General features: G+C 38.5%; 20 protein-coding genes. 3 read left to right on the plus strand and 17 right to left on the minus strand.

Annotated features, from left to right (window positions below; all coding sequences use genetic code 11):
- Positions 1-7: 7 nt before the first annotated feature.
- The gene (locus BMY21_RS03590) at positions 8-2,098 is read left to right on the plus strand and encodes a [Fe-Fe] hydrogenase large subunit C-terminal domain-containing protein (protein WP_083379663.1); all 2,091 of its coding nucleotides are present in this window, start codon (positions 8-10) and stop codon (positions 2,096-2,098) included.
- A gap of 17 nt (positions 2,099-2,115) precedes the next feature.
- On the opposite strand, the gene BMY21_RS03595 is transcribed toward BMY21_RS03590, so the two are convergent.
- The 11 genes from BMY21_RS03595 to BMY21_RS03645 form a co-directional block, all read right to left on the minus strand.
- A complete protein-coding gene (locus tag BMY21_RS03595) occupies positions 2,116-2,919 on the minus strand; it encodes a M15 family metallopeptidase (protein WP_083379745.1) in 804 nt (267 codons plus the stop codon).
- Positions 2,920-2,969: 50 nt separating this feature from the next.
- A complete protein-coding gene (locus tag BMY21_RS03600; RefSeq protein ID WP_074641014.1) occupies positions 2,970-4,997 on the minus strand; it encodes a putative bifunctional diguanylate cyclase/phosphodiesterase in 2,028 nt (675 codons plus the stop codon).
- 3 nt (positions 4,998-5,000) lie between these two features.
- Positions 5,001-6,161: an aminopeptidase gene (locus tag BMY21_RS03605; protein ID WP_074641016.1), complete on the minus strand. Its 1,161-nt coding sequence runs from the start codon at positions 6,159-6,161 to the stop codon at positions 5,001-5,003.
- A 37-nt stretch (positions 6,162-6,198) separates the two neighbouring features.
- Positions 6,199-6,882 carry a 16S rRNA (guanine(527)-N(7))-methyltransferase RsmG gene (rsmG, locus tag BMY21_RS03610; RefSeq protein WP_074641018.1) on the minus strand — a complete coding sequence of 228 codons (684 nt, stop codon included), beginning with the start codon at positions 6,880-6,882 and terminating at the stop codon, positions 6,199-6,201.
- Positions 6,883-6,885: 3 nt separating this feature from the next.
- Positions 6,886-7,719 carry a hypothetical protein gene (locus BMY21_RS03615; protein WP_074641019.1) on the minus strand — a complete coding sequence of 278 codons (834 nt, stop codon included), beginning with the start codon at positions 7,717-7,719 and terminating at the stop codon, positions 6,886-6,888.
- A gap of 28 nt (positions 7,720-7,747) precedes the next feature.
- Complete coding sequence (locus tag BMY21_RS03620) at positions 7,748-8,560, minus strand: hypothetical protein (RefSeq protein WP_074641021.1); 813 nt, start codon at positions 8,558-8,560, stop codon at positions 7,748-7,750.
- A gap of 68 nt (positions 8,561-8,628) precedes the next feature.
- Positions 8,629-9,021, minus strand: coding sequence for a hypothetical protein (locus BMY21_RS03625; protein WP_143064158.1), 393 nt, complete (start codon positions 9,019-9,021; stop codon positions 8,629-8,631).
- A gap of 98 nt (positions 9,022-9,119) precedes the next feature.
- Positions 9,120-10,931, minus strand: coding sequence for a hypothetical protein (locus BMY21_RS03630; RefSeq protein WP_074641024.1), 1,812 nt, complete (start codon positions 10,929-10,931; stop codon positions 9,120-9,122).
- 145 nt (positions 10,932-11,076) lie between these two features.
- Positions 11,077-12,762: a hypothetical protein gene (locus tag BMY21_RS03635; protein ID WP_074641026.1), complete on the minus strand. Its 1,686-nt coding sequence runs from the start codon at positions 12,760-12,762 to the stop codon at positions 11,077-11,079.
- Between the two features lie 11 nt (positions 12,763-12,773).
- Positions 12,774-13,565: an outer membrane lipoprotein-sorting protein gene (locus tag BMY21_RS03640; RefSeq protein ID WP_074641028.1), complete on the minus strand. Its 792-nt coding sequence runs from the start codon at positions 13,563-13,565 to the stop codon at positions 12,774-12,776.
- A 163-nt stretch (positions 13,566-13,728) separates the two neighbouring features.
- The gene (locus tag BMY21_RS03645; RefSeq protein ID WP_074641030.1) at positions 13,729-16,578 is read right to left on the minus strand and encodes an efflux RND transporter permease subunit; all 2,850 of its coding nucleotides are present in this window, start codon (positions 16,576-16,578) and stop codon (positions 13,729-13,731) included.
- 188 nt (positions 16,579-16,766) lie between these two features.
- Here BMY21_RS03645 and BMY21_RS03650 point away from each other — a divergent pair, with 188 nt between their 5' ends.
- Complete coding sequence (locus BMY21_RS03650; protein ID WP_074641032.1) at positions 16,767-17,120, plus strand: ArsR/SmtB family transcription factor; 354 nt, start codon at positions 16,767-16,769, stop codon at positions 17,118-17,120.
- Here BMY21_RS03650 and BMY21_RS03655 read toward each other — a convergent pair.
- The 4 genes from BMY21_RS03655 to BMY21_RS03670 all read right to left on the minus strand — a co-directional run bounded on the left by BMY21_RS03655 (position 17,113) and on the right by BMY21_RS03670 (position 21,002).
- Positions 17,113-17,859 (minus strand): RsmE family RNA methyltransferase, encoded by a 747-nt coding sequence (locus BMY21_RS03655; protein WP_074641034.1) that lies wholly within the window; start codon positions 17,857-17,859, stop codon positions 17,113-17,115. The two genes, BMY21_RS03650 and BMY21_RS03655, sit on opposite strands and share 8 nt — an antisense overlap.
- Before the next feature lie 3 nt (positions 17,860-17,862).
- Positions 17,863-19,221, minus strand: coding sequence for a tetratricopeptide repeat protein (locus BMY21_RS03660; protein ID WP_083379665.1), 1,359 nt, complete (start codon positions 19,219-19,221; stop codon positions 17,863-17,865).
- A 23-nt stretch (positions 19,222-19,244) separates the two neighbouring features.
- Positions 19,245-20,417 carry a pyridoxal phosphate-dependent aminotransferase gene (locus BMY21_RS03665; protein ID WP_143064159.1) on the minus strand — a complete coding sequence of 391 codons (1,173 nt, stop codon included), beginning with the start codon at positions 20,415-20,417 and terminating at the stop codon, positions 19,245-19,247.
- Between the two features lie 99 nt (positions 20,418-20,516).
- Positions 20,517-21,002, minus strand: a complete 486-nt coding sequence (locus BMY21_RS03670) for an Lrp/AsnC family transcriptional regulator (protein WP_074641036.1) — start codon at positions 21,000-21,002, stop codon at positions 20,517-20,519.
- A gap of 396 nt (positions 21,003-21,398) precedes the next feature.
- On the opposite strand from BMY21_RS03670, the gene pta reads away from it, so the two are divergent.
- Positions 21,399-22,430: a phosphate acetyltransferase gene (gene pta / locus BMY21_RS03675; protein WP_074641037.1), complete on the plus strand. Its 1,032-nt coding sequence runs from the start codon at positions 21,399-21,401 to the stop codon at positions 22,428-22,430.
- A 67-nt stretch (positions 22,431-22,497) separates the two neighbouring features.
- On the opposite strand, the gene BMY21_RS03680 is transcribed toward pta, so the two are convergent.
- Positions 22,498-23,334, minus strand: coding sequence for an NADase-type glycan-binding domain-containing protein (locus tag BMY21_RS03680; RefSeq protein ID WP_074641039.1), 837 nt, complete (start codon positions 23,332-23,334; stop codon positions 22,498-22,500).
- A gap of 187 nt (positions 23,335-23,521) precedes the next feature.
- The gene (locus tag BMY21_RS03685; protein WP_074641040.1) at positions 23,522-24,304 is read right to left on the minus strand and encodes an NADase-type glycan-binding domain-containing protein; all 783 of its coding nucleotides are present in this window, start codon (positions 24,302-24,304) and stop codon (positions 23,522-23,524) included.
- Between the last annotated feature and the right edge of the window lie 248 nt (positions 24,305-24,552).

Consider the following 24,552-nt stretch of genomic DNA (forward strand, 5'->3'; position numbering starts at 1 on the left):
ATAGTTTATGGATAGCATGAATGCTGATGGACTGCATTTTAGTCCTGTAATTAACGTTGATAGCGAAAAGTGTTGTAACTGTCATCGCTGTATTTCAGTATGTCCGGTAAAGCTTTGTAATGATGGTTCAGGTGATTATGTTACCTTAAACCATGATTTATGTATCGGCTGCGGTGCATGTATTGAAGCCTGTACACACGGAGCCCGAACCGGAATAGATGATACAGCAGCATTCTTTAATGAGCTTAAAAACGGCACACCATTTGTTGCAATTGTTGCACCTGCTGTAGCCGTAAACTTTAAAGGCCATGACCTTGAATTAAATGGCTGGCTCAAATCTATTGGCGTACAAGCCATCTTTGATGTTTCATTTGGTGCAGAGCTCACAACTAAAACCTACGTTGAGCAGATGACAAGGGAAAATCCACCTTTAATGATTGCTCAACCTTGTCCAGCCCTTGTTGCTTTTATCGAAACTTACAGACCAAATCTTATTCAGTATCTTGCCAAGGGCGACAGTCCTATGGCTCATACTGTAGAATTTATCCGCCATTTCCATCAGGAGTATAAGAATCATAAGATTGTTGTTATTTCGCCTTGTTATGCAAAGCGCCGTGAATTTGATGAAAACGGCCGTGGTGACTATAACGTAACAATGAAATCACTTTCTGCATATTTTGAAGAAAACAATATCAATCTGGAAAAGTTCCCTAAGGTTGATTATGATAACCCTCTTGCCGAACGTGGCACACGCTACTCTACTCCAGGCGGACTCATGCTCACTGCAGAACGCCTTGTTCCAGGAATTGCACGCCAGACCCGTAAGATTGAAGGACACCCTGCCGTTATTGAATATTTTGAGCATCTTGATGAATGTATGGCTAACGGTTCAAAACCATATTTCAAACTTGTTGACTGTCTGAACTGTGAAAAAGGTTGTAACCGTGGCGCCGGAACTGTAAATCATAATATCTCACTTGATGAAATTGAATCTTATGTAGAAAAACGCTGTATTGAAAGACGCGAACAACTGCACACTTTAAGCGGCCATAAAAAACAGAAGGCAATTAAAGCACTTCAGAAAAAGCTTGATGCATACTGGAAGCCTGGTATTTATGAACGTGCTTATACAGACAGAAGCGCAGTTTTCCATTCGCTGCTTAAACTTCCAACGCGCGAAGAAGTACGAAGAATTCTTGAACAGATGGGAAAGCATTCTCAGGATGATATTTATAACTGCGGTGCCTGTGGTTACAATTCCTGCGAACAGATGGCTCTTGCAATTTTCAATGGAAAGAACAAGGTTCAGAACTGTCATCACTACGTACTTAAGAAGGCTAATGAAGATCACACAGTAGAATTAAATGCTGCAATCAGAAAGGTAACCAGCGAAAGTATTTCCATGCTTGAAGTTGCAAAGAACAACATCATCTCCCTTTCTGATGTTACAGAAAACATGAGTACTACAGTTTCTGATTCTTCTTCTGCCGTTGAACAGATGATTAAGGCAATTCAGTCTATTTATACAATCATTGATAAGAACTTTGTAATTGTAAATGATCTTGAAAATGCAACTGGAATTGGACGTACAAACCTTCAGGAAGTAACAAATCTTGTTGGTGAAATTGAAAAGGAATCTAAACAGCTGGTTGAAATGAGTAAGGTAATCGGTCAGATTTCCAGCCAGACAAACCTTCTTGCTATGAACGCTGCGATTGAGGCTGCTCATGCCGGTGAATTCGGTGCAGGCTTCAGTGTCGTTGCAGATGAAATCCGAAAGCTTGCCGAAGACTCAGGTCGTCAGGCAAAGCAGATTGGAGAAGTTCTTAAGAATATTAAACAGATGGTTGATAATGCATACTCAAAGGCAGGTACTGTTCAGCAGGAATTTGATTCGGTTGTAAGTCTTGCCGGTGAAGTAAAAGACCAGCAGCTTGAAGTTAAGAATTCTATGGATGAACAGAATGCGGGTAATGAACTGCTCTTAAAGAGTATTGCAGAAATGAAAGACGGAACTCACTCCGTTCAGGATGCCGCTAAGCACCTGAAGGATGATGCATCGTTTATCATGGAGCGAATCATTCACATCCACGTCTGATAGATTCTGAATCAAGTTCAGGATGACATTTCCCAGGCGTTCAGGAATTCTATCATGAATTGCTGAACGTCTCCGAACCACTTTTTCTGGAACTGGCACGCTGTTACACCAATGTAGCGGAAGTGCCAGCATTCCCAACGGTATCCTGTTACATCTTCATAGCCCTGCGGAAAACTGAGTGACCAGCCGTATTTTGCGGCATTTTCGTAAACCCATTTTCCACCCGGAGTTTTATCAAAAGCATCATCAACAGGAGCAAAATCCAAAGCCATTCCAAGCTGATGCTGACTTGTTCCCGGTCTTGCGCTTTCACGCTCAGCTTCTTCAAGACCATCAACACTTACCCAGTAATCAAAAAGATTTTTCTGATAATCATAAGAACGGTATGTTGAACTGATTGTAAGTGTAACGCCATCTGCCTTTGCAGCGGTTCCGAGTTCTCCCAATGCTTTATAAGCTTCTGGGCGAAGACTCAAATTATTTTTATTCACCTTATATGCAGAGCAGTTTTCAAGATGAATAAGTCCCTTAGGCTCGTAAGTACTGCTTACTGTATGAGTTTTATCTATCAGATAAAAAGGACTCAAATCCTCTGAACTAAAATCTGCAATTGAATCCAAAACTTTATGAAGATCTGCAAGAAACTCTTCTGGATCTCCATTTGGAATAGCAGCCTTACAACGATCTGTCATTGAAAGCAGAACTTTGTTTAATTTTTCTATTTCAGGATTTGCAACTGTCTGTACCGGCTGTGCAGCAGCTTCCGTTTGTACTTCATTTGATTTTTTTGATTTTGCACAAGCTGTAAAATTCAAAATCATAATGGACGAAATTATTAACAATGATTTTTTAAGATATTTACACATATATTTTACTCCTTTGGATATGCACGTTCTTCAAACTCTGCAACCGGCAGAGGTTTAGAAAAATAGAAACCCTGAATAAGATCACAATCCTGCTTTGCAAGAAAATCAACCTGTTCACGAGTTTCAATTCCCTCTGCAACAATTTCCATTCCAAGTTTTTTGGCAAGTGAAATTGTCTGGCCGACAATAAGATTTGAACGCTCAATATCATCTACACTTCTAAAAAATTCTGCATCAAGTTTTATTATATCAAGAGGAAGTTCCTTAAGAGAATTCAGTGAAGAATACCCTGCACCAAAATCGTCCATTGAAACTTTAAAGCCAAAACCTTTTAACTTACGAACGGTTGTTAGCAACACAGCCTTATCATCAAAGAAGGCGCTTTCTGTAAGTTCAAGCTCGATATATTCATGAGGAACCTTAAACTTATCTACAATCGAACAGATGTGTTCAGCAAGATTTTCCTCTGCAAAATGGGCGCGTGAAACATTCACAGAAATCGGAACGAGCTTTTTCCCCTGACTCATCCAGGCTGCCTGTAAATGCGCAACTGCATCAAGCATATAATCATCAAGTTGAAGAATAAAACCGTTTCTTTCAAAAATCGGAATAAACTTTCCAGGCGATACAAAACCTAACACAGGATGAATCCAGCGAACCAGAGCTTCTGCTGCAGAAAGTTCTTCTTTCTTTGTTGAATATTTTGGCTGAAGGAAAACCTGAAACTCATGATTCTCCAGAGCCTTTTCCATGTCATCTTCAATACGACGTTCCCAAACCTGTTCTTCTTTCATGGAATCATTGAACCAGACAATTTCATCCTGTAGTTTTACAGTTTTTGGAATAGCAAGTCCGGCACAGGTTATAATTACCCCGATATCCTCATCGCGTGCAACAACATGGCAAACGCCAGCTGAGAAAGTAAGATGCTGTCCACCCCTATGCTCACGCAAAATATTCATCATATTTCGAATCCGGATTTCCAGAGCTTCATCATTCTGATAATTAAGAAGAAGAGCAAAATCAGATTTTTCAACATGAGCGACAAACTCTTTTTTCATGAGCATCTGAACAAGAGTTGAATTGATTTCTTCAAGAAGATTTTCCCCCTGCTTAAGCCCATAAGCTGTACAGTAATTTCTATACTTTTCAAGACGCAGCTGAACAACAGCATAACTTCTGTGTCCGCGTGAAATTTCTTTTTTTGCTTTCTGCAGAAAGTATTCTTTATTATATCCGCCTGTAATTGTATCTGTTGTTACAAGCTTATTGATACGCGAACGCTCGTGAACAGCATCAATAAGTTTTGTTACCTCATAAATTGTACTGACAAATAAAACTACAATAAAGAAAAATAAAACTGTTACGAGCAGAGTAAACTGAAATTCATTCAGTCTGTAGACAGTTTTAAAGCACAAGTTGATTTTCGGAATATCGGTGCGATAAACAGAAATCACATGAAGTCCAAAACTTTCTTTTGCTGCCCAGGAAATATATTCACGGTCCTGCAAAAATCTTTCAACATGAATCAACTTGAAAAGATTTTTCGGATTGTAAAAAATTATATTCCGGATTAAATCAGAAGGCCTGTCATTATCTGTTGATACATGAAACTCAATGTCATCATCATTGTAATCTTTATCAATAAAATGAATCACACCAACTGTATCAAATAATTCCAGGGTTTCTTCATCGAGGTACTGCTTTAATTGCGGCAATAAGTTCACCACATTGTTATGATTATCAAGATATATTTTGTTTATATCTCTATAAGTTTCTGTATAATAGGAAAGTCGTTCCTCAAGCTGTTCAGGAGTATCTTTTTTCCAGTTTTCCTCAACAGCTTTTACTACGGTACGACATTCCTGTGCATTATTGATTATAAGAGTATTTATGATTCCCAGAGCGGCTAACATACAAATGAAAGACGTAAATACAAAAATTGCGAATTCAGTAAATATCATCTGCAGTACAGTTGGCCAGATTGGAAACCACTGCAACCGTTTAATTCTACGGTCTTTCTTTTTACTCATGCTTTACTCCAGCTGCAATGAACCATCCTGTAAAATTGTGCGTGAAGTTCCGTCAGCATAAGTAAGAGTAATTGTCGGATCGCGCACAACTCCATCAAGATGAATTAAACTTGGTGCATCATTATCGTAATTTTCTCCGATTGCGAAATGACATGTATGGAAAGCTTTTTCGTCTTCGAGCATATTTCCAGTAATTGTAGCAGCAGGATTCAAACCGATTCCAAGTTCACCGATATTGCGTGCATTCTTTTTATAAACTGCTGCCTGTCCCTGTGGAAGCTTACCTTCTTTTTCAAGGACGAAAGGACGGAGCTCTGCTTCAAGAACTGTCTTAAGGAGACGACGAGCCTCTGCTCCACCAGAAATATCTGTTACATAACCTTTTTCAACCTTACAGGTAATTGGAGTTTCTATAATTGAATCTCCATCTGAAAATGTCATTGAACCATCGTAAACAATAACACCCTCACAACCATCGCTCTGCTGCTCAAGAACTTTACCGTCTGCAGACTTAAGCTGACTTCCACCCACAACAGGACTGATAAAAACCTCGCCGGCAGGAATGTTTCCGCCAGTTCCCGGCTTAGAGAAATCTCCGTCATCAAACATAAGGGCACGGCCATTTATTGGAATTATGAGATCTGTTCCCGCAGGTGCTTTAACATGAACACTTACTGCATTCTTAAAAAGCTCATCAAGGCGTGCACAGCGGCTCTGAAGTTCTTTGTAATCGATGGCGGCAGTGCGGTTCATCATGTCTACGGTGATTCCAGGTGTCCAGGCACCACGCATTACCTTAAGACCGTCCATAAGATAATCTGCAATATGAGTAAACTTCTGACCATCCTCTGTAACATATGGATTTGCTGTAGCCTGTGGATCTTTACCAAGTTTGATATTAGAAATTGAAAAATAAACGTCTGGACGCGAAGCTAAAGCCGCGAGAACTTCCGGATTCGCATTATCAAAGCTGGTCTTGTCCGGCTGGAACATCAGTGTTGTCTGACCACCGATTTCACAGCTGGCTGAATATAAATCCTGTGCAATTTCTGAAGTTGCAGGGTTTGCAATAATTAAAACTCTCTCGCCTTTTTTGATTTTTACTACATCCTGTACTACTACCTGTGCAGGTGTACGGTTTTTATCTTTCTTTATCAAGCTCATTATTAACTCCTCATATCATGCCGTTTTTTTTCGGCATCTATTTTGTGATTACTACAAGATTTCTCTCCGAATCTTCAAGGCCTGGAACTGCAAGCGGGAAAACCTCGTACTCTGGAACAAGTGCGGTAATTCCATTCATTTCTTCTTTTATACTTGCAGCCTTTGCCTTATAAGCACAAAGCTTACCTCCTGCTTTTACAATGCGCAGTAAGGTCTTTGTCATTTTTTTATCAAGCGGGCGGAAGGCACGGAAGGTTATTAAATCATAAGCTTCCGGATCTATACGTTCTGCTTCGCTGTTGATTACTGTTACGTTTTTGAGTCCGAGAATTGCTGCGCAGTTTTCAAGAAAGGCACAGCGTTTTTCCATACGCTCAACAAGCTCAAAGCGGACATTTTCAATTCCAGCACAGGTAAAAGCTGCCGCAAGAGGAATGCCTGGAAGGCCACCGCCGCTTCCAATGTCGGCTAGAGTAACAGTGGTGGTTTCGTCACAGTCGCTTCGCGAACACTCAACCAGCGACATAATTTTCGGCCATGCTGCAAGAGAATCAAAAATATGTCTTACAACAAGTTCATCGCGGTCACTGGTATTTGTAAGATTATACGCAGAATTGAAAAGTATAATTTCTTTTATATAGGCTTCCATTTTTACTGCAAGCGGTTCTGCTGCAGACTCCGGAATGCCACATTTTTTTAAGCCATCAATTAAATCTACCATATTCTATTTACTATCTATATCCAAAAGTAAATCTGCTGAAAGAGAATCTCCAGAAAAATGCATGACTACAAGATTTCCAGTTTTTTCTGCTTCCAGATTTTTTATATTTGCAAGTCTGTATACATAAGAATTTTCATTCTTTGAATCCTGAACTATGCTTGGCTGAACCTTATAGGTAATGGAAGAGCCGTTTGAACTCATTGTTTTAAAAAGCAGATAAAAAGTTTCTGTTCGAACCTGCTGATTTACAAAATATCTTCTGTCTCCTGTCAAAAGAAAAGTTCCGTCTGGTTCTGTTTCGCTGAAGAACACTTTTGTAAGTGAATCAGAAATATTATATCCATTTATTTTAAAACGCAGGATTGATGGTTCACGGCGCTTAAAAGTTTCTGCATCAGTCTTAACTGCCTGCAGCTCATTCTTTTCTTTTGCACTTGCTCCCTGCTGCTGCTTTTTCAATTCATTCAGACTATTCAAAACCTGCTGAAGTACCACGTTGGTAGAAGTTGAAGTATTATAGTTCGAAGCTGATCCGCCGGAATAAAGTGATGAAATATCACTGAAAAGTCCTGAATCATAAAGCGATGAAATATCATAAGCAGTAAGAGTATTACCCTTAGACAAAGCTGCATTAAGTGTACTTTCCGGAGTCAGGGCCTCTGTAAGTACGATTTCTGATTTTTCATTTGAATTTTCTGAGTCTGAAGGAGTCTTCTTATTGCCCGGCCTTGTCGGAAAACTTGGCGTATAAAAACCACCTCCAACTGTCGGCATAGAAGGCATCTCCGGCATTTCAGGCATATCCAGTCCAAAAAGTAAACTTCCTGTTATGAACATGACCGCCAGAGCTCCAGTCCTTTTTGATTTACATATTTGCAAGACTCTCCTCCACATATTCAAGGCGCTGTGTAAGCTGCGCAATTGTTTTTTCAAGTCGTGATTTTTCTTTTTCAAGTTTTGTTTTAGGATCAGTTCCATTTGCCTGAGCTGATTTCTGCTTCATCATTTCGCGTACAGATGAAGGGCTCTTTCCGCCGGCAAGGAACTCTTGTTCTACTTCAGCACGGGCATCCTTCTTACGAACACTCGCAACTACTTTCATATTTTCAAAACCGATTGCAGGATTTACTTCTACTGCACCAACCTTACGGATATCCTTTGCGGCCCCACGTGGAAGACAAAGTACACGGTCAACATAATCTTCATAACGGATATCTGCTTCCTGACAAAGATCAAAAGCACGGGCAAGTTTTTTACCGAATTCCTGCATGAGCTGGCCGTTCTTTGCAAGATAGTTTTCTTTAATATCCTGAGTAAGAGCCTTGAGTTCTTCGTTGCTTTCCCAACCGATTGAGTAATAACCTTTTTCTTCTGCTATTTTCAGAAGGTCACCAAACTTTGCCCAGAATTCCTGAGTATGAACCTTGCAGGCTTTTCCGTAACTAGGGTCATTTTCCTGCTTTTCTATAGTACAAAGATGATGTGTATATTCATGTACTGCTGTATAAATCAGCATGTTGTCAGATTTAAAATTCAGATTATGAAGGAAGATTTCATGTGTATCTGGTTTGTAAAAGCCGTTAACTCTCTTGCTTTCTTTACCTGTCTGGGTAACCGTAAAATCAATCTCACATGGAGAAATGTCCAGCAGAATTTCTTTAATTCTTTCGTTATTCAATTCAAAAACCTCTTCCCCATTTTAACTGTCTTTTAAAGATTGGGAAAGAGGTTTTTATTCAGATTTTTTTATTCTGTAATAGTGATAGGAAATGAGAAAGTCTGTGTTCCACCATAGGGATGATTATATGTTGAACCACCGATGGCAACGAACAATTCATATTCTCCAGATTCATTTATACTAAATACAATTGAATCTTTAAAACTGCTCATCTCTTCATTTTCTTTTATAGTTACATAATACAAACCTTCACTAAAACTGGATATATTTTCTGGATTTTCAAAATCAACTTCAGTGAGATTCTCAAAATCATTTTCACCATTAATTAATTTATAAACAGTAAAATCAATTCTAAGATCACCAATATCATTACTATCTTCAAAATATCCATAATAAGTTAAGGTAATATTCTCATTTTTTGCATAAGAGTCTTTATCAAGTTTACAATTAACATTGTTCATATCCAAATAAACATCTTTACACCCCCAGAGCAGGAATGTAATTAAACATGTAAATATAAATATGAAACTATCTTTTTTTAGCATCTTTTTTTCCTTGATTATTGATATATAATCACATTACCAATTTTATTTCCACACACTTTATATATTTCATCATTCTGAAATTTTTCATTGATCTTTGTTTTTAGGTTAGGATAATCTTTTATTAAAGCTTCATAAAACTCATTAAAAGTTGTAACATTATATTGATCAACAATAGATACAATAATATCTGCTGAATTAGAATATCCATTATTATTCAAAAGTGTAACAATTCTTGCAAAAATTAATTGGTTATCAAAAGTTGTATCAGTAGTAACGAATGTACCTGTTCCGTATCCTGAATAGAGAGATTTACCAATAACACCTTTACTATAACAACCTACCAAAGAATACCATTCAGCATAGTTCTCGGCAAAACATACATATGGATTTTCAAAATTATAAGAAGCTGTATATCCGGTGCTTAGATTCGAATTAAAAATTTTATTAATTAAATCTACTGTAGCAGTTGCAATTGTACACCCAATTTCTGACAAAACAACATTATCCCAGAAATTATTTTTATTTTCTGCATAAACGCATTGAAGGAAATGTGTGTATTCATGATGCAAAGTATTAAGTTTATCCATAGCTTTATCATTTTCATTTGCAGTTACGCCAGTCAAAATGATATCTGGGAGAATAATCGATCCGCGAACATGGAATGAAGGAGCAGATGAAGTTCCTTTTCCAAATTCTGTTGTCCACACTACAGCCTGTGGAATTTTTGAATGTCTTTTTGATTCATCATTATATCTACTTAGCATATCGCTACAAATAGCCATTTTTGCATTTGCATAATCTGAACTTGATGTAATTGTTACATTCTGGAGATATGATGGAAATGCTGTTTTTACTAAAGTTGATGCTGTAAGTCCCAGAAAGTTACTCAATTTACATGCTTTGTTTTCATAATTAATCCAAAGGAAACACAAACCTGCAGAATCAGTTCTTGAACCAAGATTAAAACTACCATTTACATCTGTATCCTGATTTTTTCCACCAAGTACAACATTCTGTATATTTATTCCATATGCTGGTTTTTGAATACCATTATAGGTGTAATAAACTTTACCAGAAATTGTATAAGGTTTAACAAGGAAATTTACAACTGTTTTTGCAGCAGTTGTAATTGCATTCGCTACAGTTTTTGCAACAGTTTTTATTCCATTCCATATTTTTGAAAAAATACCTCGGGCAGCTTCATCTCCATACAGATCAACATAATCCTGATATTCATCTGCAATTTTTCCAAGAGCTTCATCTGTAAGCATCTCAAATTCTTCAATTACGTTAAAGCCTTCAAGAATACCTGACAGATTGTCTGCCATTTCTTTTTCAACTATATAATAGTATTTTGTATCAAAATTAATATATTCTTCTATATTTTCTGAATCTGATATATCAGTTTTTGTAAAGATAAGTTTTTCTGCATCACAGGCCTGAAGAATATCTTTATCAAGTTCAACAGGATTGAGATATCCCATTTTTTCATTAATTAATTTTAATGAGTCTGAAGATGTTGGATGTACAGAAAAATACACCATTTCAATTAAATCAGAATCTTCAAATTCAAATGGTTCTTCTTCGCCATCAGCACTTCTGGCACTTCTACAAGTTCTTGCGGTATCTTCTAATTCTCCAAGAATTGCTTCATAAACATTCTGAAAAGAAAAACTCTCGCCATAAATTAACTCGTCGCCAATTACAACTTCCTGTGGAACAACCTCATCAGCTTCTTCTTTGCTGAAATCATTAAAGTTGCTACATGATGTTACTAACAAACTGGTTAATAACAGACCTAATAAACCGATTTTTAATTTTTTCATTTTTACCTTCCTCTTTTTATAATTTTTTTATTATATTGTTACTTTAACACATAAAATTTTATAGCACAACTTAATTATTAAAAAAATGTTATATTAGGAAAGAAAAATGAAAAGGGGATTTTTCAAATCCCCCATATAAAAATCGTTAGAATTGATAACTTGCTGCAAGACTCACGAAGCTGTTATCTTCCCAAGACTTGAACTCGCTGTTATCGTCACCACACCAGATATACATACCGCTGGCTGTAAGTGTCAGGTTCTGATCTGCATTGAAAGCAAGTTTTGGCATTACTACGAGATCTTTATTTTCAATTCCGTACATTACTGTAACTTCCGGAGCAATCTTGTCATTCATGAATGATGTTGTGATATTGCAGACAATCTTATTGTTTGTATATCCGTTTACACCATAATCAACATCAAGTGCATTTTTATCACACTCATCTCCATGGAAAACAAACGAGCCGATTTCCTGAACGTTCAAGTTAGCATTCCAGAACGGAAGATCTATATCAAAGCCACCAAGCCATGCAATTGAGTTATTATGTACCCATGGATCAGTTCCATCTATATCATCAGTAAGGTTGTAGGCAAACTCACCGCGAACATTGAAGTGCCAGAGTACAGTTGAAGCCTCGAGTCCGAAAGTCTGCTTTTTATCGTAAGCAAGGAACTTCTCCTCTTCATCAACAGCACCATCTGAAAGATAGCTTGTAAGGAAGCTGTTTACTTTTGAAGCATTTACAGAAGGCTGCTTGTACCAGCCGTTGTAATAGCTTACACCCATATCAACCTGACCAAGAGTCCAGGTAGCACGCGCACCGAACTGTCCGTATTTAAGTGTCCACAAGTTTGGATAGATTACATCAGGATTTGCAGAAAGATTATTTGCGTTTGCAAGGCAAAGAGTATATTCAGTATTTGCTGCTGTCAGATTTTCTTCGAGATAATCTTTATATGCTGCAGCGAGGACAAGAACTGTTGCTTCCTGCTGAGTTTTTCCAGCCTGCATCAAAGCGGCAACCTTTGTTGGATCAGCAGAAATCTTTCCATCTGCATAAGCCTGTGTAACAAGAGCTGTAAGACTTGCATTTGCCTCCGAAGTTCCCAGTGCTTCCAGAGCAGATGCAGTTGCAGCTTCAAGTCTTGCATTTTCAAGATTAGCAATTGCTGAAGCGAGATGTATCTTTGCAAGCTTTGTAAGACCTTCAGACATTTCTATAACCTGTGCTGGTGTCCAGCGTCCATCAGTAGCAAAGCGGTCTGCAGGAAGAAGCGGTGTATAAATTCCTTCAAGATTCAGATTAGCAACTGGAAGGCTTACAACACCGCGAACCATTGGTGTACTGATACGACGGTCAAGATAATCTGGAATTATAAAATCTGAATAGTCGTCTGCATTAAAGTTATCGAGTACGTGGAGTTTGTCTCCCTTACCCCAGACAACCTTCATCTTACCGGCTTCAAGAGTAAAATAATCTCCGAAGCGTCCGCGAAGCACTGCCTCGTCGATTATATCTTCCGGATGATTTTTGATAGTATATTCATCAATCTTCAAATTGAGTTCAACATCAGATTTGTTTCCGCTGTATTTCAATTCAAGGTTTGCAGAAGGAATTACATCCAGCTCAATATTATCAGCCTTAACTTCATCAACATCTACATACGCGCGAAGCTCTGTATCTGCACCGCCGCTTACTTCAAGTTTAGAAGCAGTGCTGTCTGATGCATCGTCACCAAATCCACCGAAATCTCCAAAGTCCTCTGCCCAGGCAGTTCCGCCGAGCAGCAGAGCCGAACTCATCAAAACAAACTTCTCTATTTTTTTCATTTTTCCGCCTCTTATTTTCCAGTAGTCAAAAAGTTCTGAGTAAAGTAACGTGCAGGAATCTCCTGATCGAGCGCTACAACCTTAGCAATCTTCAAAGTAGTACTGTGGCCAGTCTGAACATTTGTCAGTTTGTTTTCCATTGGCATGTCGTAGCCGCTGATTTTCTGGATGTCGAGAACCTCGAGCACCTTAATCAACTTATCGTTCTTGTCATACATCTCAGTGTGAATAGGATACATAGTTTCCTTATCAACCCAAACCATGCGGTAGTTGTACTGAGTTCCCTTCTTGTCGATAGGAATCTCTTTGATTTTGTAGCAGTCATATTCCTTGCCGCTTTCAACCTTCATTTTTTCTTCACCAATATACTGGTGCTCATCTTCAGAAACATCACGTGTAGTCAAATCATCATAAGTTGCATCAGATCCCATGAAAGCCTTAGAACCTTCGCTTGAGTTTACACGACGAACAGACTTGAGGGCCGGAAGATAAATATGTTTTTCATCAGGACCATTGTCATCAGTAATCTGAAGGAAGCGTGTTCCCTTGTTAGTACCTGTCTTAAAATCCATTACGATATAAGTCTTGCTGCCGTCTTCCTTTCCGTACTCGCGGAAACCATTCGAATCCTGAGTCCCCTTCTTGTCAGTAAGAATCATGTAAACATCAGTAACCGAGTAAGCAGGCTTTTTGAAGTCTGCAACCTTGTTCATAATTTCGTTTCCCTTTTCATCTGCGAAAGCGAAGTTTGTTAAAGCAGCCATTACTGCGACCAATGTTGTAAGTTTAGTTGTTCTTTTCATATTTATATCTCCTATTATTAGGTTTTGGGTTCTAGGTTTTAGGTTTTAGGGATTTAAGGGGAAAGCCTTCCCCTGGTTCGCACTTCGTTGCTCACCACCCCTTCTCCTAGGGGCTTACGCAGCCCCTAAAACCCCGCGGTGGAATTTCCCTAGCACCTAGCACCTATTTATTTTTCTTTGAAATAAAGCGTGGTGCATACATATTCAAGAAGCCCGGAATAACTGTCATAGCAAGGAAGCTAGATGTAAACATTACGATAGCTACCAGGATTCCGATGTATCTCAAAACTACGAACTTTGAGAAGCACAATACCAGGAAGCCAAATCCTACTGCGATTGCGTTTGTTACAATACCGTGACCAGACTTGCGGAAGGTCATACGTGTAACAGTTTCAAGGTCGTCAGTTTTTGCACGCTCTTCTTTATAAGTTGTAAGGAAGTGGATTGTGTAATCGATTCCAACTCCTACTGCAACAGAAGCAATAATACTTGTTACGAGGTCCAGATTGATTCCTGCAAAGCCCATAACCATGTAGTTCAAAATGATTGCCAGGGCAAGCGGAACAGCACCGAGCAGTCCGGCCCAGCCGCTCTTGAAAGCAACTGCAATGATGATGAATACACACAAGAGTGAAATTACAAGGCTTGTAAGCTGGCTTGATACAATCATCTTTGTCATTGTGTATTCCATTTCTGCAGTACCGGTTGCTTCGAGTGTGTAGCCTTCAGGGAAGTGTGTTTCAGCATACTTCTGGGCTGCAGCAATAATGTCACCTGTTGTCTGTGTTGAATGGTTTCTAAGCTGAACTGTAATTCTCATAATCTGAGGATTCATGTCGTCATCAACAAAGCGGTCCAGAGAACCACTAAGCAATGTCAGATATCCCTGAACAACACCAGCCAGTTCTTCTCTGCTTGCAACCGGATACTTTGCTGCATCATAAGGAATCTCATAATAAGCAGTTCCGTTATAGTTCACAGATTTCTGAAGCTCGTTTACGATGTCTTCTACACTTGCAGTTTTTCCACCGGCAGCAACATAAGCCTTATTAATCATTCCAATTACATCTTCCACTGTTACCCGCTGTTCAAGGGCAGCAGCATAAGCTGTGTTAGGATCAGTCCAGTTAGATGCATCAAAAGTTGAAGTTTCTGCATCTGCAAAAGTATCACTTCCAAAACTGTCATCACCGAACGAATCATCACCAAAAGTATCACTTCCGAATGTATCGTCGCCGAAATCTCCAAAATCATCAAAGCCGCCGAAGTCATCTGTATTAGCTGTGTTAGCTTCAACCATCGCAGCTGCATCACCGGCACCAGCCGCAGCACTGCCATCAGTTACAGGTACATGCCAAACCTGATTAATTCTCTTGATAAACTCTGTGAAAGAAACAACCTTACCGATATCAGGATATTCTTCTTCAAGATATTCCTGCATGTCATCAACAGCCTTTAAGATTTCAGGATTTGTAAGAGAGCCCTTCTCCGGTCCCTTTACGTTCAGATACAAACTGTTGGTTCCCGCAAACTGCTTGTCGATATAGTTGATGTCCTGTCTCATATCGCAGCTCTCCGGGAAGTAATTTACCAGTGCGGTATCGATATGGAGTAAACGTAAACCGACAACTGACAAACCAACCATCACGATAATTGAAAGATAAAGGCGTGGCTTAGAACCGCAGAAGAAATGATAAATCTGATATAGAGTTTCACCCTCAGCTTCATCTGCAGACTTACCGCCGCGAAGTCTTCTTGCATGCTCAAGTTTTGCAGCAAGCTTTTCGCTGATATTATGTTTCTTGTTACGACTTGCCATTACCTTCTGCGGATTCTTAAGCAGAAGAATTGCAGGAATAAAGGTGATTGCAAGCAGGAGCGAAATTGTTACACCAACTGCCGTGAAAACTGCAAAGCTGTGAAGCGGTGCAATCGGGCTGGAAATCAACGAAATGAATCCGATAACTGTTGTAATACCTGCAAGCAGAACCGCACCCATAACTTCATGAAGTCCGTTGAAAACAGCCTCTGTGTATTTTTCTTTTGTAAGCTCACCTTCTGTCATATCAAGGGCAACGTAATAATGTGTCAGAACGTGAATACCATAAGCCGAACCAACCGCAATCAGAGCAACAGGAATTACACTTGAAACCAGAGTAAAGGTAACACCGAACAAAGCCATAAGTCCCATTGTCCAGGTGGTTGCCATAACTACAGTAATCAAAGGAAGTAAAGTTCCGTCCATTGTCTTAAAGCTGAAGTAAAGTGAAAGAAGAACTACAACAATTACAAGCGGAATAAGACGGGTAAGGTCTGCAAGCATGAACACACGGGAGTTCTGCATTACAACCGGGTTACCGTAAATCTTTACATCTACGTTGTGGCCGGCAGTTTCTTCGTTTACAATTGCAGTAATTGCATTGAGAACATCTTCCTCCTCTTCTGCTTCAGAACGAATCTTTTTTGAACCGAGGGCTGAGGCACGTTCAATCTCAAACTCGTGGCTGTAAGGTGCCAAAGTAACCTGAAGCTGAGTTCCAGTCATATCGTCATTTACGATTACACGGTTGTACATTGACTCCCATTCAATAAGGCGTCCTTCAAGCTGAGCGATATCTGCTGCAGAACCTGTGTAAGAATCTGGAATCAACTGGCTTGCAGAAATTGCCCCATCTGATTCGCAGACATAATCAATATGAGTAAGAGAATCAACATCTGATACTCCCTCTGCTTCGAGTGCGCGGTCTGTAATACGGCGCACAACATCAATATATTCTGGAGTAAGAATTGTGCCATTGCGGGCTTCCATACTTACACCAATAACCATCATGCTTCCAAACTGCTCTTCTGTTTCTGAAAGGCGTGTGTAAGAAGCATCTTTTTGAGGAAGGAACTGGCGGATTGAGTTATCAATCTGTAAGTCCTTAATAAAAAATCCAAGAACACCAGTGATGATTACACAAATCGCAATTATCAGCTGAGGTCTCTTGAAAATAGCTCTTGTAGCTTTCATTACTATTCTCCTTCATTGTTATTTGTTCGTCCGTTTAATATCTTAAACGCTTAAACGTTATAACCAAGAAGATAATAACAAAAAGTTTTAAAGTCAATGATTTTTTGATTAAATGTTTAATTTTTTAATCATTTAATCATATTGACAAGCAAAAAATATCGTTTTATTCTTATTAAAAGGGGTAAATTGTGATAGATAAGGCTGAAATCAAAAAAACACTGAAAACATTCAACGCATGTGTTCCGTTTTTCATTGCAATGAGTGATGAATACCGCCAGCAGCTGATTATGGACATTGCAGAAGCAGGCTCTGATGGCATCAACGTTTCTAACCTCTCAGCAAAATCAAAGCTTTCCCGCCCCGCAATTTCACATCATCTTAAGGTATTAAAGGAAGCAGGACTCATTGTGCCTTTAAAAATCGGCACCCAGATTTTCTATCAGTTAAACCTCAAGGAAAACTTCAAGACAATTTCTGAGCTTATAAAATCAATGGATAAAATTCTCGCAACTATTGATGAGAAGAAAAATATGTCTAAATAATCCCAAGACCCGACAGTATAATCGCGCCCGCCACAGTAGCCGCAGTCTCTGTACGCATAATACGTTCACCCATTCCACAGCGAACATAGCCAGTTGACTCAAGCAAGCGGCGTTCTCTGTCTGTCCAGCCACGCTCACTTCCTATAGCAGCAATCACACGCTTAACCGACTGAGACTCACCCAAAGCCTTATTCAAACTACAGGCAGGATTCACATTATCAAGAGCAAAACGGGCAGTTTTGTCAGAAGAAGTTTTAAGTTCTCCTTCAATAGAGTTCAGACATTCATCCAGAGTCTTAAACAAAAACAATTCCGGTACATGAGTACTTCCCGCCTGAACCGTTCCATCAAGAAGCATCTTATAAGCCGCGCCCCGTTCTACAAGAGTACTCTGCATATAAGATTTTTCGCCAAGATCAGTTCCGGTAAGATACACACGCCCTACCCCCAGAGCTGCAATATCGCGAAGAAGTCGTTTAAGCTGAATAGGACGCGGAAAACCAATTATCATATCAAAAGGAGCCAGTGGTTTGCCGTTACCGCCCGCGGTGAATTCAAAAGAAATGCCGTTGTCATCAATTGCGGTTATCCGCGCCACACCACTTTCCCCGCCAATAATACCGGCAGTAAAAGTATCACCGGCTTTTTTGTGGAGAACTTTGATTATATGCTCTGCCCTTTCATCTTTGCGAGGCAGAGGCTTAGAGATTTCGTCATTTGAAAATAAACAGATATTCATAAACTACGAGAACATATTGATTCTCTTGAGAATCTTAACAAGCTCATCCTTTTCAATTAAGTCTACAGGACGGCCGTCAATATATTTGTGTGCGCTGTCTGAGAATCCTCCAATAGAAATACAAACACCGTTATCACACTTAGTATCACGGAGTTTGCTATGGAAGTCACGCACGTTAATATCACCAATTACATTCTGAGTTCTATAGAAACGGAACATCTGCTTAGCTTCCCATTTAGGAGTTTCAACCTCACAGATAATTTCTACACTTTCAGAAGCAACCTGAACGTCCTCAACCTTAACAAAGGAATCTTTATAATAAGTCGCAATAAACTTACGGCACAAAGCAACAAAGTCACTGGTACCCGACATCAGATAAGTCTGCAGATTCTTATTCTGATTAAGCTCCGCATAACGAGCAACAAGAGCATCAACATCCTTATACTGAGGCTTTGCAGCCTGAATCTGACGTAAAAGAGTAAGCGCCTTCGAAATATCATTCATAGCAATATAAGTATTTGCAAGACGATATTTAATCTGAAGCATAATCTGCTCAGGAACAGAAGGAAGTCTCATTGAGATTTCATAATCTTTTACAGCAGAAGCAAAATCCTTAACACGTTCATGCATTTTACCCGCTTCAAGACAAGCCTGTGGACCATATTCAGGATCAGGTCTAAGATGCATAAATACCTTAAGCGCCTTATCACCCATTCCGCATTCAGTCATAGCAACAGCCATATCAAAAAGCACTTCTTTATTTCCAGGATTTTCATCCAGAACGCGTTTAAGGAATGGAAGACAGTCTCTATACTTCTGAGCCTTATACAAAGCTGTTCCCAGAAGCATATTTACTTCATTATTTTCGGGCTGAATGACCTTACACTTTTTAAAACAGTAAACTGCCTTATCAAAGGTATTAGCTTTCATAAGCGCTTTACCAAGGAACAGATTACAGTCAAAATTGTTAGGATCTTTCTTTATACAAAGCATGAGGGCACTTACAGCGTCTTCATTTTTTCCAAGTCCATACGCTGCAATACCCATACGGAGAGCACATTTGATTATATCAATCTCAGGATGAGCAGTTGAAATATCATATAAAGTCTTATAGATATTCCAGACCTTTTCCCAATCCTTTTCGCCATAATAAATATCACCAATAGTTTCCAGCGAAGGAATATTGTGCGGATCATGAGCAAGCTTCTTTTCTGCTTCCTTCAGAATCGCAGATTTTCCCTTCTTCTGGATTTTTACAGATACATCTTTCTTCTCTTCCTTACGCTTAATGCTTTTAATACCAACAATAATCGCAATAAGAAGAAGCGCTACTATTACCGCTATTAAGATTGATATAATCATCCACTCTTTCCTTTATATATTTTTTATTTGCCAGTTTTTTCCTTTACAAGACAGGCAAGCCGTTCCATAGCAATTTTTATCTTATTGATATCAGTAGCATAACAGCAGCGGATAAATCCTTCACCGCCGTCACCAAAACAAGTTCCTGGTACTACAGCTACATTGTACTTTGAAATTGCTTCGGTGGCAAATTCCTCAGAAGTCATACCTGTAGGACGGATATCAGGGAACATATAGAAAGCACCTTCAGGTTCAACACAAGGGAGCCCCATATCAATAAATGCTTTATGCATGATGTTACGGCGCTGCTGATAGCTTACGCGCATTTTTTCAACCTCATCCCAGCCGTGACGCAAACCTTCTGCAGCAGCATACTGACTGAAAATCGGTGGACAGATAGAACTATAAGCATGAAGCTTACAGCACTGTACAAGTAAGTCATGAGGAGCGGCAATATAACCGATACGCCAGCCAGTCATAGCAAAAGACTTAGAAAAACCGTTGAAGATAATTGCGTAGTCTTTCATGCCAGGGAACTCGCCGATAGAAACATGCTTACGTCCATCGTATAAAAGCTCGCAGTAAATCTCATCACTCAGACACCAGATCTGATGTTTTTTAACAACTTCAGCAATCTTAGCAAGCTCATCAGCCGGAATAATACGGCCAGTCGGGTTACTAGGAGAACAGAACATAACAGCCTTAGTCTTTTCAGTACATGCAGCTTCAATCTGTTCAGCAGTAGGATAAAATCCGTTCACACTTGTATCAAGATGAATAACCTTAGCATCACAAAGAGCAGCCAGTGGCTGGTAAGAAACATAACAAGGCTCGCAGACAATAATTTCATCGCCAGGATTCAAAATAGAACGGAGCACAAGGTCCAGACCTTCACTCGCACCAATAGTCGGCAGAATCTCAGTTTTAGGATCGTAGTAAAGCTTATAGCGTTCGAGGTACTTAGCAATTTCCTCACGCAACTCAATCAAACCCCAGTTAGAAGTATAAGAAGTATGGCCCTTTTCCAGGTGGTAAAAAGCCTCTTCACGCATAATCCATGGAGTCGGAAAATCAGGCTCGCCGACACCCAGCGAAATAATATCATCATGCCCGATACAAAGTTCAAAAAATTTACGGATTCCAGAAGGTGGAATTTCCATCATCTTGCTGGAAAATTTATCAGTTCGTGTATTCAAATTAGTCTCCAAAAAAATCCCCGTCATTGCGAACGTAGTGAAGCAATCCATTCTAAGAAGATTGCTTCGTCGTTTCACTCCTCGCAATGACGTTATGTCTTACGACTGAACAGTCTCTCTTCTGTCGCGTTCGTCCTCAACGTAAACAATGTCGTTTTCTTTATATGTCTTCAAAACAAAATTAGTCTTAGTAGAACGAACACCTTCCAGAGTAGAAAGTTTTTCACTTACAAACAGTGCAACATCTTTAAGATTGTCACCCTCAATCAAAACCTTAAGGTCATAACCGCCGCTCATCAAATAAAGCGATTTAACCTGTGGAAAGCGGTAAATTCTGTCCGCAATAGCATCAAAGCCATGCTCACGCTGTGGCTGTACCTGAATCTGAATTTCCGCGACAACTTTATCCTTCGCGACTTTATCTTTTTCCGGGTTCACAATGGCGGCATACTTGAGAATAACTCCGTCGTCTTCAAGCTTTTTAATAATCTGCTTAACCTCGTCCGTAGTCTTCTTTGTCATAGCAGCAATGTCTTCAACCGAAAGACGTGCATTCTGACGCAGCAAATCAAGTATCTCATCCATAGTAAGAACCCCCAAATGTGTAAAAATGAATATAATATTTTACTATAGAAAGTCGTTTAATTCAACAATGAGATTTTTCTTCAAAAAGCACTTTTTTTCTTGCAATATATAAAAGCTGTGCTATCATAAAGTTGTAGCCAAGAGCGAGATGAGGACGCACCCCGGCTGCTTGAATGGGAGGCAATATGCAATTTCCGACAAAGATAGAACACCTGGTCGAGGTTGTATAATACGTAGACATTCTTAAAGCGCCAGCGGCTTACTGCTGGGACATTTATAGTGCCAGTCCTTAGTCGACTGAGAGCACATTACAGGCCGGTTAAGCACCGGCTTTTTGTTTTTTAAACGGTTGAAAATTCATTCGCTAAGGTATATTCTAAGTTTCAGAGGAATAATATGAATTTTGTAGAAGACTTACTTAACAAAGCTAAGGCTGCAAACAAAACAATCGTACTTTGCGAAGGTGAAGATAAACGTGTTGTTGAAGCAGCTTCTAAAATCGTAAAAGACGGAATCGCAAAAATCATTTTGATTGGAAGCGACGAGGATATTAAGGCAAGCGGATGCAATGCTGATTTGAGCGGAGTTACAATCATCGACCCAGCAAAAGACTCAAATGCAGACAAATATGCAGAACTCCTTTTCAAAGCTCGTGAAGGAAAAATCAACAAGAAGACTGGTGCTCCAGAATATGCTGATGTAGCAGCAGCAAAGGCTGCAATTCTTAAGGACCACACAATGTACGGTGCCCTTATTCTTAAAGCTGGCGATGCAGACGGTTTCGTTTCTGGTGCATGTCACTCAACAGCTAACACACTCCGCCCAGGTCTTCAGGTTATCAAAACCGCTCCTGGTTTCAAGACAGTTTCATCATGTTTTATCATGGTTGCTCCAGAGGGTGGAAATCCTTACGTTCCAGAGGGAGTTGCAGTATTCGGTGACTGCGCTATCAACATTGAACCAACAGCAGAAGAACTTGCAGACATCGCAGTTGCTTCAGCAGATACAGCAAAGAAAATTGCAGGAATTGATCCACGTGTAGCAATGCTTTCATTCTCTACAAAGGGTTCAGGAAACGATGCTAAGTTCTACGACACTGTTACAAAGGTACAGAAGGCTACAGAACTTGCTAAGGCAGCAGCTCCTGATTTGGCATTGGACGGAGAATTCCAGTTCGACGCAGCAGTTGCTCCAGAAGTTGGAGAACTCAAGGCTCCAGGAAGCAAGGTTGCAGGCCACGCAAACACATTCATCTTCCCTAACATCAACGCAGGTAACATCGGTTACAAGATCTGCCAGCGCATGGGCGGCTGGATGGCAATTGGTCCTATCTGCCAGGGCTTCGCAAAGCCTCTCAACGACTTGAGCCGCGGCTGTAACGTAGACGACATCGTTGCTACAGTTGCAGTTACTGCACTTCAGGCATAAAACAATAATATGACACTTCGCCCCTGAGCTTGTTTTAGAGTTCAGGGGCTTTTTTTAGATACAAACTTTATTTCATAATTGCATCTAAATAATACACCCCAGAAATAACAACATCCGAATATTTTGTACCTGGATATGAATCTAATATCTCTATTTTTATATCATTTTTTTCTACAGGATTAATTTGTACTGGAAGTTGTATTACTTGAAAATTTCCAGTATCTTTAAGTTCAGTTTCGAAAGCACATTCTCCATATGTAATTTTAATACGTTTTGCTCTGGCATTTTGATCATATAAATAATCCTTATCTGGATAAACAAATCCATTTACAAAAACTATTTCATTTATTGGATAATATTGAATTCCATTATTTCTAAATCTATCTGTGTTCAGATGAATTTCTTTTTTATTGTCTTTGGACACAGCCCATGGATTACTACCTAAATCAAATAAGTTATGATTTTCTGGTATAAATTTTATTTCTTTTCCATTTTTATCTTTCTCGATAATATATGATTCTGCTCCTATTACTTTAAAAGGCACCAATTTTACCCAATCATAATTGCTACCTTTTTCAGAGTAACAATAAGTTATTTCCCAACTGCTATATGTATATTTTGCATCATTAATATTTTTTACTAAATATACAAAATATGTTTTTTGAACATTACAATTAAGTATAATATACGAGGAGTTATCACCCATAAAGGTGTCGAATCTCGAATTAGTTTTTAATTTTCCGTATTCAATTGTTCCATCAATATCAATTTTATCTGTAAAAATTTTAACTGTGAAAGGTTCATCAGTATGCCAATACTTATTTCCTAAATATTTTGGATCTGCATAAAGCATTAATTCAAAAATAAATAAATACAATAATAAAGCTAAAACTTTCTTAATCATTTATTTTCTCCTTTTCATAACAAATGTGTTTACTTTTATGGAAATAACAGAAAATACAGATACATCTTCCTTAACATCAACACTGGTAACATCAGTTAGAAGATCTGTCAGCGAATGAGCAGCTTAATGGTAATTGATTCTTTCTACCAGGGCTTCGCAGATACTCCAATTGATAACCTTATTTTTCTCAATAATTTTTACATAAAATAAAATTTATACAAGTATCATCATATTTTTCACCCTTGTATACTTCTAATATTTCTATATCAATTTTTTTTGTTTCAAATGGCAACTCAATTTCTGCAGGAATTGCAGTATCTTTTAACAATACTTCCACTTGTTGTGCTTCATTTTCTTTATTTATAATTCTTATTTTTCTTAATCGATTATTATTATAATATGTAGAAGTTTTATACGAAACAAAACCATTTGAAATAACCAAATATTTAAATAATCTTGAATTTTCGATTTTAATAGATTTGCCAATACCAGAATCAGTTTCGCCTTCTACCCAAGGTTTACCAATAGAAAGCTCTCCAAGATTTTCTGGAATATATTTTATCAAACCTTCAGTTAAATAGTTATCAGTAATATATTTTGTTTTATTTGCATAGAAAATAGAGTTTCTTCCAAATAAACCATTATGAATTGGTTTTATACTTTTATCTTCATATAGAAGTAAAAACTCATCGTATACACCTGGTAATGCAACATATTTTAATTCTTTTGAATCATCTTTTAAAATCAAATGATAATATGGACCAGCATTCACATATTTATATTCTAATTTTTGAGAAACAAGCCCTTTTTCATCTGTATATTCAGAAAGTTCAAGAATAGAATCAGTTAAAAAGTCCCAAGTGATTTCACCACCATAATTATAAAATATTTTACCACTTAAGGATTCTTTTTCCTGCGCATTCAAATAAAAGAATTGAAACAAACAAAGAAAGAATATGATTTTTTTCATTGACCATAACCTCATGTAATTTTTTTTCTTTATAATAATACCCTGAAATGTAATACAGCTAAACATTATTCTAACGTCCGCATTCATAATCTGAAAATTCCAGATCATAAATATAAATAAATTTTTCATTTTTATTTATCCTGATTAGAAACTATATCCGAGCCCCCTTGTTTCCCTTGAAAGACAAAGTATTTATTGTTTATTAATTTAGTATTTTAAGTTCTTTTGGTTCTTTCATATATAAAGAA

The organism is Treponema bryantii (assembly GCF_900111035.1).
Taxonomy (GTDB): domain Bacteria; phylum Spirochaetota; class Spirochaetia; order Treponematales; family Treponemataceae; genus Treponema_D; species Treponema_D bryantii_C.